The 13,595-nt window shown below is 38.0% G+C and carries 8 protein-coding genes; 6 read left to right on the top strand and 2 right to left on the bottom strand.

All coding sequences use genetic code 11. From position 1 onward, the window contains the following. Positions 1 to 87: 87 nt before the first annotated feature. The 3 genes from alaS to H6614_04585 are packed head-to-tail and all read left to right on the top strand — an operon-like array spanning position 88 to position 5,452. Positions 88 to 2,820: an alanine--tRNA ligase gene (gene alaS, locus H6614_04595; protein MCB9242928.1), complete on the top strand. Its 2,733-nt coding sequence runs from the start codon at positions 88 to 90 to the stop codon at positions 2,818 to 2,820. Then, complete coding sequence (locus H6614_04590; GenBank protein MCB9242927.1) at positions 2,817 to 3,821, top strand: hypothetical protein; 1,005 nt, start codon at positions 2,817 to 2,819, stop codon at positions 3,819 to 3,821. Before alaS ends, H6614_04590 begins: the two co-directional genes overlap by 4 nt. A gap of 8 nt (positions 3,822 to 3,829) precedes the next feature. Then, positions 3,830 to 5,452 carry a DUF885 domain-containing protein gene (locus H6614_04585; GenBank protein ID MCB9242926.1) on the top strand — a complete coding sequence of 541 codons (1,623 nt, stop codon included), beginning with the start codon at positions 3,830 to 3,832 and terminating at the stop codon, positions 5,450 to 5,452. Between the two features lie 28 nt (positions 5,453 to 5,480). On the opposite strand, the gene H6614_04580 is transcribed toward H6614_04585, so the two are convergent. Beyond that, on the bottom strand, positions 5,481 to 6,401 hold the full coding sequence (locus tag H6614_04580; protein ID MCB9242925.1) for a hypothetical protein: 921 nt from the start codon (positions 6,399 to 6,401) through the stop codon (positions 5,481 to 5,483). A 35-nt stretch (positions 6,402 to 6,436) separates the two neighbouring features. Beyond that, positions 6,437 to 8,575 (bottom strand): BatA domain-containing protein, encoded by a 2,139-nt coding sequence (locus H6614_04575; protein ID MCB9242924.1) that lies wholly within the window; start codon positions 8,573 to 8,575, stop codon positions 6,437 to 6,439. A 115-nt stretch (positions 8,576 to 8,690) separates the two neighbouring features. On the opposite strand from H6614_04575, the gene H6614_04570 reads away from it, so the two are divergent. The 3 genes from H6614_04570 to H6614_04560 are packed head-to-tail and all read left to right on the top strand — an operon-like array spanning position 8,691 to position 13,494. Continuing rightward, complete coding sequence (locus tag H6614_04570) at positions 8,691 to 9,329, top strand: thiamine diphosphokinase (GenBank protein ID MCB9242923.1); 639 nt, start codon at positions 8,691 to 8,693, stop codon at positions 9,327 to 9,329. A gap of 2 nt (positions 9,330 to 9,331) precedes the next feature. Further along, entirely contained in the window at positions 9,332 to 10,747 is a 1,416-nt protein-coding gene (locus tag H6614_04565; GenBank protein MCB9242922.1) for a sodium:solute symporter family protein, read from the top strand. Further along, a complete protein-coding gene (locus tag H6614_04560; GenBank protein ID MCB9242921.1) occupies positions 10,744 to 13,494 on the top strand; it encodes a patatin-like phospholipase family protein in 2,751 nt (916 codons plus the stop codon). The genes H6614_04565 and H6614_04560 overlap by 4 nt, the downstream gene beginning before the upstream one ends. Positions 13,495 to 13,595: the final 101 nt, after the last annotated feature.

The following is a 13,595-nucleotide window of genomic DNA, read 5'->3' as shown; positions in this document are numbered from 1 at the left end:
TACCTGATATGGCTTATATCATTTAAATTTATAAATATAAAATCTATTTTAAAGTTTGTGAAATTTATCTAATTATGTAATTCTTTGATAACATCCGACGAAATAAGAAGCTCATTTATCAATTACTTCAAGGAAAGAGGTCACAAAATCGTTCCTTCTTCCCCTGTCGTGCCTTATGACGACCCTACTCTGCTTTTTACAAATGCAGGAATGAATCAATTTAAGGACGTCTTTCTGGGTATCGGTACACGTGATTATAAAAGGGCTGTCGATTCCCAAAAGTGTATACGTGCAGGCGGTAAGCATAACGATCTCGAGGAAGTTGGAAGGGACGGTTACCACCATACATTCTTTGAAATGCTAGGTAACTGGTCATTTGGCGATTACTACAAGAAAGATGCTATCAAATGGGCGTGGGAACTGCTCACAGAAGTTTATAAACTTCCCAAAGACAGACTATGGGCATCGGTTTATAAAGATGATGACGAAGCGTTGGAGTTATGGAAATCAGAAACCGATATTAACCCTGACCATGTACTTAAATTCGACGAGAAGGACAACTTCTGGGAAATGGGAGATACAGGTCCTTGCGGTCCATGTTCCGAGATTCACATTGACCTTTCCGAAAACGGATGCAGTCCCGAAGACATAAACGCAGGCAAAGAGGATGTGATAGAATTATGGAACCTGGTGTTTATACAATATAACCGGGATGAAACAGGAAAGCTGACTCCCCTCCCGAAAAAGCATATCGACACGGGCATGGGATTTGAGCGGTTGGTGCGTGTATTACAAAACAAGAAATCGAACTACGATACCGATCTTTTCTCACCGATCATTGATAAGATCTCTGAACTCACCAACCATAAATACGACGGTGAGAATACTTATCCGATGAGCGCGATCGCGGATCACATAAGATGTCTCACATTTGCAATAACTGACGGTGCAATTCCATCAAATGAAGGCAGAGGATATGTACTGCGAAGGATCCTCCGACGTGCATCACGCCTGGCTCGTAAGCTTGGTTATGATCAGCCATTACTTTATCAGCTGGTAGATACAGTTGTTAATAATTTCTCCGGAGCTTACCCGGAATTAAAAGACAGGGCAGAATTCGTAAAGGAAGTTATTAAGTCGGAAGAAGAAAGTTTTAATGTAACTCTGGATAGAGGCATAGAATTATTTAACGAGGTAGCTGAAAAACTGGAAAAATCGGGGACAAAAGTATTCCCAGGCGAAGAAGCATTTAAACTCTATGATACGTATGGCTTCCCTCTCGATCTCACTCAGGTAATGGCTGAAGAGCGAGTATTATCAGTAGATATCGATGTTTTTAATACTGAAATGGATAAGCAAAAGGAAAGAGCAAGAAAAGCCCGCAAGGAAGAAATGGCATCACTTGTGGAAGTTGATGATGAACTTACTGACGCAATGTATTCTTTTGAAGTTGATTATAATCCATACGCACCGAATGATACTGGTCTAAATACAAAGGTTTGCTTCACTGAGTCTGATAATAAACATAATAAAGAGTTGATCATCATAAAGGAAAACCCTTTCTATTCCGAATCAGGCGGACAAATAAGCGATACGGGTGTTTTAGTTACCAATTCGGGAAAGGAAATTCCTGTTCTTGATTCTAAAAAAGAATTTCTAGTTGTTAATGGCTCAGATAATCTTACCAATGCTGATGAAAATGTTATTGCGAAAATCGACTACGACCGTCGTATGGACATCCAGCGAAATCACTCTGCAACTCACATTATGCACGAGGCTTTAAAACGCGTTCTCGGTGACCATATAAAACAGATGGGCTCGCTTGTCCACAATGAATACCTTCGCTTCGACTTCCCACACTTTAAAAAAGTGGAAGACTCAGAGATAAAAGCTATCGAGGATATGGTTAATGCAAAGATAGCTGAGAATATTGCAGTAAATACACTTGTAGATATCCCTATTGAGGAAGCAAATAAGATCCCAAATGTAAAAAAATTCTTTGGTGAAAAATACGGTGATAAAGTAAGAGTAGTTCTAATAGATGAAGGATTTTCCGTCGAGTTTTGCGGAGGTACGCATGTAAAATCCACCGATGACATTGGATTATTCAAAATTATAAAGGAAGAAAGTATCGCTTCGGGTACAAGGCGTATCTTTGCCAGGACGGGCAAAGGGATTATAAGATTAATAGATGAAAATATCGCCGGTATTGAAAAGATCCTCACCGATCTGCCGGAAAAATATTCAACCAATTTTAAATCAGCTATAGAAAATCTTGCAAAGGATCTTAACGGTACAGATTTTCGGGATGCCAGTCGGCTATCTGAATTGTTAAAACATCAGGACTCAACTGTATCTTCACTCGAAGAAACTCGTCAGAGGTATCTTGAAGAGAAGAAACAGGCTGAGAAAGAACTCATGAAACAAAATCTTTCTAAAGCCTTTAACCAGCTGGATGAGTTAATCAATAATTCGGAAGAAGCTAACGGTATAAGGATCCTTTCTGCGAAGATGGATCTTAGTTCGATGGATGAGCTTAAGGAAGTCGGTGAGGCTTTACGAAATAAATTACAAAACGGAGTTGGACTGATAGCTATTGTAACGGATGGGAAGATAAATCTGGTTTGTGGTGTAAGCGACACTCTTGTCAAAGATAAAGGACTGAATGCCGGACAACTCATAGGAACCGTCGCTAAAGAACTCGGCGGTGGCGGTGGCGGCAGACCAAATCTCGCTACTGCAGGCGCAAAAGATGTGGAAAAGCTGGATTCGGTTTTAAATAGTTTTTCAAACCTGGTTAAAGAAAAGCTCAACGGATGAAAATAATAATCCCGGTTGCAGGTGTCGGCAAAAGACTTCGCCCGCACACACATACAAATCCAAAACCCCTTCTCAACGTTGCCGGGAAGCCCATGATATATTTTATCGTCGATCAAATAATAAAAGATAAGATAGCAAAGGAGTTTATATTTGTAACCGGTTACATGGGTGAGAAACTGAAGGAATACATCGACACAACTTTTAAAGGTAAAGCTAAATTCCATTACGTCGAACAAAGATATCCCAAAGGACTTGGTCACGCGATATATCATGCAAAACCATTTTTCAAAAAGAACGAAGAAGCATTCATTATTTTGGGAGATACACTTTTTGATGTTAATTTGAAAAAGTTTGTAAATAGTGATTACTCGGTTATAGGAGTTAAAGAAGTTGATGATCCCAAACGGTTCGGCGTGGTAGAAATAGACAGCGAAGGTTTTGTTTCAAGATTTGTAGAAAAGCCCAAATCAAAAAAAGTTTCTCCATCTAATGAAGCCATCGTAGGACTCTATAAGATAAAAGACTCTAAAGAACTTTTTTCTGCCTTAGGTTATATAATGAAGAACAAAGTCACTACTAGAGGCGAATACCAACTGACCGATGCCCTGGAAAGAATGCTGGCTAAAAAGGAAAAATTTGTAACGTTTAACGTCGAAGGATGGCTTGATTGCGGGAAAGCTGAAACTTTACTTGAAACCAACCGTTATTTACTTGAAAAGCTTTTCAGCAAGAAAAAGTATACCATAACGGGTGCGAAAATAATCCCACCTGTATATATAGGGAAAAAAGTAAGGTTTAAAAACTCTGTAGTAGGACCAAATGCAACAATAAATGATAACTCTACCATTACTAATAGTACAATTAAAGATTGTATTATAGGAAGTGACACCCTTATAGAAAATGGCAATCTGGACTCCTCTATCGTAGGTGAAAATAGCGTCATTAAGAATGTAAAACTGAAACTAAACGTCGGAGACAATTCCGAAGTATCCTCAAAATAAAAGTATAAATGAATAATTCAGAAAACTTCAAATCATTTAGTGAAAAATTTTTAAAATCATATTTTGACCTTCACCCAGGAACAGCTGTTTATCTTGGACTCCATGAATATGATGGTATAATACCTGATTTCTCCGAAGAGGGTTTAAACAAATCTGTTGAACTATTTAGTCAATTCCTGGATGAACTAAATAATTTTGATTACAATGAATTGAGTCAATCCGAAAAGATTGATTATGACATAATAAAATGGACACTGGAGCAATACGATTTTGATATATTAGAGCTTAAAGCTCATAAAAATAACCCAATGGCTTACACATTTGTTTTCGGTATTCTAAATATGATAATGGGAAAGGAATATGCGCCTTACGAAACCCGTGTTCGCTCGGTATTCAAAATAATGACACAGATCCCAAGAGTATTTGAACAAGCAAAAGCTAATCTAAATGAGGTGGTTCCGTCCATATTTTGCGATTATGCTAAACGTTTCTGTACAGGATATATTAATTTCTTCGAGCATGATCTAAGAAAAACGATCGAAGAGAATGGTAATGAAGAGTTACTAACCGATTATAAGAGACATATTGATGTTACAACCGCCGCCTTCCGGGATTATATAGAATTCATCGAGAATAAGCTCGTTCCCAAAGCAGATAATAGCTTCCCTATCGGAGCAGAAAAGTTCGAAAAGATGCTAAGGCTGTCTGAATTAATAGATATGCCGCTGCCGGAAATCAAAGAAATGGGATTAGACGAACTGGAATCACTAAAGAAGAGGATGAATGATCTTATTGTTCATCATGATCTGCTTGGCAAGCTTGATTCAATCGAAGATGAGCATCCGACCGAAGAAAATCTTATCTCCGAAACGGAAGATACCCTCCTAGAACTGACAGAATTTATTAAAGAAAAAGATATCATTGACGTTCCGGAAAAACTTAACTGTAAAGTCATAGAGATGCCTGAGTTTATGAATATAGGCTTCGCCGCTATGGGTACTGCTGGTCCATTCGAGGATACGGATGAATCATTTTACTATGTTGCTCTACCTGGTAAAGAATGGGCTCAGGATAAGAAAGACGAGTGGTTATCACTTTTTAACTACCCGACTCTTAAACTTATTTCTATACATGAAGCCTTCCCGGGGCATTACATACATTTAATGACTTCATACGAAAAGGCATCAAAAATATCCAATGTGTTCATGAGTTATTCTTTCATCGAGGGATGGGCGCACTATACGGAGGAAATGATGATAGATGAGGGATTCGATCTGGATGACCCTAAAGTACGATACGCTCAGCTCAAAGAAGCATTGATCAGATGCTGTAGATACCTGGTAGCTATCGGGTTACACACTGAAGGAATGACAATTGATGAAGCGACGGAATTCTTTATGAAAAACGCACACATGAACGAAACCACCGCACGATCTGAAGCAGAAAGAGGTACATACGACCCCGGCTATATTAATTATACTCTGGGTAAGATACTTATGAAAAGATTAAGAGATAATTTCTTTAAGAAGTATAACGGAGAGTACACACTAAAGGATTTTCACAATAGGGTGACCTCTATTGGAGCCCCGCCATTCAAAATTGCGGAAAAAATCATACTAAATGGAAATTAACAAAAAGCCCTCTTTAAGAGGGCTTTTTTTATAGATTCATGTTAAAAAAGTAATTCAATCCAGCTGATACAGTAAATGCCCGCTTTGTTCCATCATAGTTCGTTTCCCTTTTGAGCAAAGGAATCGCACCCTGTAATTTAATTCCAACTTCTTTGGTGATCAGGTAATTAAAAGTCGCTTGTACGTTCATCTGGAGAAAATCACTTTCAGCAAGATCCACACCGATACTGTCCGATGAATTATTTGGAGCTCCAAATATTGCATTGGATTCAGCCGTTCTTTTGATAGTTAGGATTTCGCCTGTAAAATAAAATTTATCCGATGCCGGATATGTATAGCTCAATCCGAGCAAAATATCCGGAGCTGTTTTAAGCTGATAAGCTTCATTTGTGCTTCTATTAAGAGGTATCTGTCCACCAAGAGTAACCGCAAATTCCTGATAATTGTAAGTTGCTCCCAATAGAATATGATTTATACCCGAACCGCTTTGATATATGGGGGGAGCACTTTCAGTGCCATAGAAATTACTGCTCTGGTTAGCGTCCCCTGTGGCGAATTTACCTCCCAGTTGAAAATCGATTGAAGAGTTCTTTTTGACCGGATGGTTATACGAGAACCCGACAATTAGATCCCCGATACCGTTAAAATCTCCTGCCGCCCCGCTTTGCATGTTATACGGAAGACTAAAACTGCCATTTATATTTTTTGATAAAGCAAAACTTCCTGATACAATGATGCTGTTAAAAGTTACATCCTCATCTTTACCGCTGTACCCGATCCTATCCCCAATGTAAATAGAACTATTTCTGTGTACCTCCTCTTCTTCCATATGCTTATGGCTTCCCAGCGTACACACACCCGCATCGGAGCATTGTGAATACACTTTTGCATTTAACAGAAATGAGAGGATAATAAGCGTAATTATAACTAAACCTTTTTGGTTTTGCATTTCGGACTGTTTTGTTTTAAAAAATATAATTGATTTTAGCTATCTTGCATCTTTCTAGAAAGGAACATCTCGGCGGCTACACAAGCTAGCGCAGCCAGTAAAAAATAAAAAGTAAGGTCTTTTCCTACCCTAGCTTCATTTATTTTATATTGTAACTCATTGATATCAGTAATAATTCCCACATTTTCAAAACCTTTTCCATTTGAATACTCAACTATTTCACTTTCATTATCTTTTTCTAAAATACTTTCTATAGGTGATTTATTCAAAGAAAAAGAGAATTTGTTCCCAGCTGAATCAGAGAATGTATAAATACCGGCAATGTCAGTATGGCTGTTATAAGGAAGTGTAAAATAATCCCCGGCTGGGATACTCTCAGGAAATTCGACAGTCTCGTCACTAGGAGTAATAAGATCTTTTACAGAGCGGAGATTCCTTGTATTTATTATATTTATATCTCCAACAGTATAGCCTCTTTTGTAATCATAATTATTCCCGAGATAAAATACGCTCCTTATTATAAGCGGTGCAAAAAGAGATTTCAAAGGAAAATTGGAATAGCTCAGATCTGCTGGTACTGAAGACAGTACCACTTTCCCATCGCCAACATTTGTTTCTATTAAAAAATCTTTTTTATTATTTAGCGATATAATTGTGTTTGCATTACTTCCTCTTGAGAGCTCATAGTAGTTTCTTATTTTAGGAGACTCCACGTTCATATTCTCTGATGTTATAGAGAGATTTGAGTTTTTAAAAACCTCTGATAATAATGGATGCTCAAAATCCATCTTCTCAAATGCAAGCTGATTATCTCCATCCCCCGAAACAGATTGAAGCCCGGCAATCCTCATGGAGTTTAGTTTCGACAACAATACGTCGTTGTAATTATTTACATCGATATCCTCTGTTGGGAATATAAATACACCGCCTCCACCTTCAGCAAAGTTTTTGAGTTTTACTGCTTCATCCTCCGAAAAAGATCTTTTCCCGGTTACAAAAATAAGGTCGTACGAGCTAAGGTCTCCGTCAAGATTGCTCTCATGATCAAGTTTGACAAACTTGTCACGTTCATAAGTTGAATCGGAAAGCAGATTCTCCGCAGAAAGCAAAGCCGCCTCGACGAATTTCCCTTCATCTGGATTTTCTGATATCATCAGCACATTAAACTCTTCCGGAATGTAAAGCGAGAAATATATACGGTTATCATTAATTAGCTCATCGTCCTGCGGATCGCTCTGTGCAAGCTCGATATACCCGTTTACATTTCCTGTTTTGTTAGGTTTAAACTCGAATTCAACCTCCTTCTTAGAAAGTGATCCTGCATCCACTACCCTCTCATTTACTTTGTTGCCATCGACATATAATGATAAAACTTTATTTGACACATTAAACTTTGTGTGATTGTTAAGATTTACCCTCAGCTTTGCAGTTCTGTCTTTATCTATGATCTTCGATACAACCTCAAAATCATCTACTGACAGATTATTCGGGTCCCTGTCTCCGACATTTACTAAGTATATATTAGCATCTGGAATCTTTTCGATGAGAGTATTTTTGCTCTCGGCAGTGAAGTTGCTCTTCTGGAAATCCGATACTACAAAAACATCCTTTGTGAGATTCTTACTTGTTTTAAGTAATTCATTTGCCAGGAGAGTCACTTCATCCATTGAAGCTGATTTATCCGAAAATCCAAGCTTCTCAAGTGTATCTACAATATCCTGGAAGCTGTCAAAAAAGATCTTTTTATCCTTCATCTTTACAGCCGAAGTCGGGATAAAATATACTTCATCGTTCTCCTTATAGTTGTCCAGTATTTTCTTCACGGCATCCCTCGACTGGTCGAAGTACAGACCCTTACTATCACTCACATTCATACTAAATGAATCATCCAAAAATATTATCAACGTCTTCTGTCCTGAACTACTACCTCCAAATCCCTTGAATACCGGTTTAGCAAAGGCAAAAACAAGAAATACTATTGCCAAACATCTCAACAGAAGCAGTATCAATTGTTTTAGCTTTATTCTCTTTAATTTAGTCTTCTGTAGTTCTTTTATGAACATTAAAGTACTAAATTCAACTTTTTGCACCTTTCTGAGATTAAAAAGATGAATTAGTATGGGGACGGAAACTGCTGCTAAACCAAATAATATTAATGGATTTATAAAACTCATTCAGTAATTAAACGACAATTTATTATAAATTGTTTTTACTATTATAAGATTTTATTTTAATGATAATAAGTTATTTAAAATAGTTAAGAATAATGCACTAACCGGGCTGTCGTAAATGAAAAGTAATAATGCCATAATATTTCTAAATGGGGATATGCCCCGTATTAAAGTTGCACGGAAGTATGTGAAAAAAGATTCGCTTATCATCTGTGCAGATGGTGGTGCAAATAAGATCTCAAAATTTCGCCTGAATCCTGACCTTATCATAGGCGATATGGACTCCATCGATTCAGCGAGGTTAAAGGATTTAACGAAGAAAAACACCCGTGTTATCAAAATAAAAGAGCAGGAAACCACCGATTTCGAAAAATGCCTGATGTTTTGCCTGAAAAATAATCTTAAAGATTTAATCGTATTCGGGGGCGCGAGCCCAAGAGCAGACCATACCCTCAATAACTACAGCGTTATGAAACGCTATTCCAAAAAACTCGATATTTCAATGGTGGACGACACCTTAGAAATATCCTTTATCAACCGTAATATCAGGTTTAACTACAAAAAGGGTGAGTTGGTTTCTCTACTTCCGCTTCCAAAAGCATTTAAAGTTAAAACAAAAGGATTGAAATATCCGCTGAACAATGAAGATCTGGAATTCGGCACTCGTGAAGGCACTCTAAATGTATCTTCGGCATCTAATGTGTCTGTTTCGTTTGAAAAAGGTGCGCTTTTGCTTTTTAAACAACATTTTCTGTGATCATGATAAGCTTTTCGGTCTTCGATTACATTATAATCGGGCTCTATTTTGTCATCGTCCTGTATGTTGGACTAAGAACAAAATCATCCGATAAAAGCACTGTAGATTACCTGGTCGCTGGAAGAGTTTTAACACTACCCGCTTTCGTTGCCACATTAGTATCTACTTTTTACGGAGGGGTATTGGGAGTCGGCGAATTCACATATAGATTTGGTATCTCCAGTTGGTTCCTTAACGCATTCCCTTACTACTTTTTCATAGTCATCTTTGCATTTTTCCTCTCGCGTAAAATAAGAAAGACCGAATTGTTTACTATCCCGGATAAACTAGAGCAGACATACGGTAAAAAGGTAGGTCTCTTTGGAGCAATACTAATCTTCTTTTTAGTTACACCGGCGCCATACCTGCTCATGCTAGGTATCATTACTCAGGTTATATTTGGCATCCCCTTATTCTGGGCAATGATTATCTGCCTCTTATTTTCGATCGTATATCTTTTCAAAGGAGGATTGTTAGCTGACGTGCGTGTAAATATTGTCGAATTTATTATTATGTTTGCTGGATTTGGGTTAATTCTTCCGTTTTGCTTTTTTGAGTTAGGTGGGCTTGACTATCTCAAAACAAATCTCCCGACAGAATCACTCAGTCTGACCGGGGGAAATTCACTCCAATATATGCTTGTATGGTTCTTCATAGGAGCTTGGGCACTGGTGGATCCATCATTTCACCAGAGATGCTACGCTGCGAAAAATGGCTCTATCGCAAAAAACGGAGTACTTATTTCACTGATATTTTGGTTTATTTTTGATTTTTTAACTACAACTGCGGGGCTATATGCGAGGGCGGATTTACCAAATATAGACAATCCTGCGATGTCATACCCCCTCCTTGCCGATAAAATATTGCCCCCTATTGCAAAAGGTTTGTTTTTTACCGGAATGATAGCGACGATTATGTCAACTTTGCATTCATACATTTTTATTTCAGCCACTACTCTGGGAAACGACATTATTCCGAGAATTAAACATACAGGCAACAGACTTAATGAATATTCAAAGATAGGAATTATTATTACGTCAGTTGTTTCTATACTTATAGTGATATGGATACCCTCGGTTGTCAATATTTGGTACACAGTTGGAAGCATAATTATACCTGCCCTACTGATTAGCATCATTTCATCTTATACTAAGAGATTTACGATCTCGCCGGCTTTTATTCTGGGAGCGATGATAGCTTCATTTAGTATTTCGTTGATCTGCATGCTCTATGGTCAGTTTAACTTAATTGATGGTTACGCTAGTTATCCATTCGATATTGAACCAATGTATCCCGGTTTATTTGTTGGAATTATTATCTATTCCATAGGATTTATTATTCAAAATATTAATAGAAAGCCTGAACTTGCTGGAACTTGATTAGATCTCTGAAAATATTATTTTCAATAGTTTTACTTATTATCCTTACAACACCACGGCTTTTCCCGCAGTCGCCCGGCACAGATTCGTCTGTTAGTATCGTCGAGTTAGATCTCCGACAGCCTCACTACCTGGACAGCCTCAACTTCAATATATTTCCAATGAAATATAACAAGAAGAAGATCGGTCTGGTATTGAGCGGCGGCGGAGCAAGAGGGATTTCCCAGATAGGAGTGTTAAAGGTTTTTGAGGATAATGATATCGACGTAGATCTTATTGTCGGAACAAGTATAGGAAGTATTGTCGGCGGTTTATATTCCTCCGGATACACTTCCAATGAACTTAATTCGGTGTTCAACAAGATAAACTGGAACGATGTCATTTCCCTATCGGATAAAAACGAGAGACGCAATCTTTTTCTCGAACAAAAAAAAGTGCAGGACAAGAGCTTACTTACTATCTCACTTGATGGATTCAAACCCGTACTTCCCTCATCGGTATCGAGCGGACAGCAGGTAACTGAGATGCTGAACGTACTGGCATTTAACTCAAAATACAAATCGCCCCATAGCTTTGCCGACCTCAAATATAATTTTGCTGCAGTATCTACTAATATCGACGATGGAAACCAGGTTGTCATAACATCGGGTAGCCTAACCGAAGCCATGAAAGCGTCTTCTACAGTCCCAATTCTGTTCTCCCCGACAAAGGTTAATGGGAAAAATCTAGTTGATGGCGGACTTACTGCAAATATTCCGGTTGATGTAGCGAAAAAATTGGGGGCTGACCTTACCATTGTAGTTAATTCTACCAGCCCCCTTAGAAATCCTGACGATCTTGCTGACCCGCTTAATACGGTGGACCAGGTACTTTCCATTTCTCTTGCAAAGCTCAATGAACTCCAGCTCGACAAAGCCGATATTGTCATCACACCCGATCTTGGAAATATGGGAAATTCCGATTACTCGAATGTAAATCTTCTTATCAAAAAAGGCGAACAGTCAGTACTTCAGCAAATTGACGTAATAAAGAATACAATTGATTCGCTCGAACTTACTACGTCGAAATACTTCAATAACTTCATTACGAATCCAAAAGTTATACTTGACTCACCTTACCTTTCCGATAGCATAACTAATATCGTGATGGAATCATCCGAAAAAGATTTCGTAAGATTCACTGAAATAGAAAAAAACCTAAAGATTCTCTATAAAACTGGATATTATCAAAAAGTATGGGCAGAAATATACCGCGATAATGTTGGTGCAAAGATCAAATACTTTTTTAAAAATAACCCGGTTCTAGAAAAGGTTACTGTTAATCAGGATTATAACTTTCTACAACCCGTTATTGATAATTTTGGAAGAGATTATCTCGGTCGTGTCGTTAATTCCGTAGGTGCGTATAAATTCTATGATGAGCTCCTTCACAGTCTCCGCGAAAACGGTTACAGCCTGGTTAATATAGATAGATTTTTTCTTGATGATAACGGTCAACTTGAGATCAGATTTTCAAACGGCAAAGCATCAAGAATAGAATTAACCGGTAACAGTGTTACAAATGATGATGTAATAAAGCGCGAACTCACAATAGAAAAAGGGAAAGTTGTTTTTAATAACGAGGTAGAGCAAAGCCTGAATAATATTTATAGTACTAACCTCTTCAGACAGGTTACTCTGGACGCAATACCTAAAAAGGATCTAAACACGATCAAAGTAAATGTCGTTGAAAGAAGCCCCCGCAATCTCCGTCTTGCAGGTAGAGTAGATAACGAACACAAAGTGCAGGTGCTCTTAGATCTCCGGGATGAAAACATCTTTGGTAATGGAAATGAAATAGGTTTAACCGCAATCGGTGGTGTCAGAGACCGCCTCTACAGCGTTCAATTCAGGTCTAATCGCTTCTTTAATACATTATTCACATATAACTTAACTGCTTTTTTTAAGTATAATGATGTTAACCTTTACCAGGAAAGCATCAATTCTCAGGAAAATACATTTGAGATCGAAAACACTGCTGAATACCGTGAAGAAAGAATAGGAGTAAGCTTCCTTATAGGAACACAATTGCAGAGACAGGGCATTCTTTTCTCACAGGTAATTCTGGAAGATCTGGACCTCAGATATATAAAGGGTTCGGGAAATCTTGTCAGTGATGACAGGGTACTAAAACTTAAGGTTGGAGGCAGTATTGATTCACAGGATAAAATACCCTTCCCTAATGAAGGATCACTTATTGACTTCTACTACGAAACCGCACAGGAAAGTATTGGAAGCGATATTGGCTTTTCCAAACTATTTATTAACTTTGAACATTACTTCCCCATTGGAAAGTACAACAACCTGAGACCAAGACTTATATTTGGATTCGCAGACAAAACCACACCGGTTCAGGATCAATTCTCTATGGGAGGACAAAATTCATTCTTCGGAATGTACGAGGATGAGCTTAAAGGAAACCAGATCTTCACAGCATCACTTGAATACCGCTTCAATTCTCCGGTTAAACTTTTCTTCGATACCTACCTGAAGCTTAGATATGATCTGGGGCGTGTCTGGGAAAATACAGAAGCGGTTCGCTTCAAAGACCTTCGTCATGGACTCGGTGCCACACTCGCATTTGACACTCCAATTGGGGAAGCCAGCTTTTCTGTTGGTAAAACGTTCCTCATACAAAAGGGACTAAATAAGGATTCTTTTATCTTTGGTCCATATGTGTTCTATTATTCGATTGGATATAATTTCTAATAAGCTAAAATTGGCTTATAATTCCCTTTTTTGTTTGCTCTGGCAGAAATATTTTATCTAAACTAATTTACTTAGTTTCTCGTACAATTACACATAAAAAC

Source organism: Ignavibacteriales bacterium (genome assembly GCA_020635255.1).
Taxonomy (GTDB): domain Bacteria; phylum Bacteroidota; class Ignavibacteria; order Tepidaquicellales; family Tepidaquicellaceae; genus JAEYVS01.
This window is presented reverse-complemented; position numbering and strand designations above follow the sequence as displayed.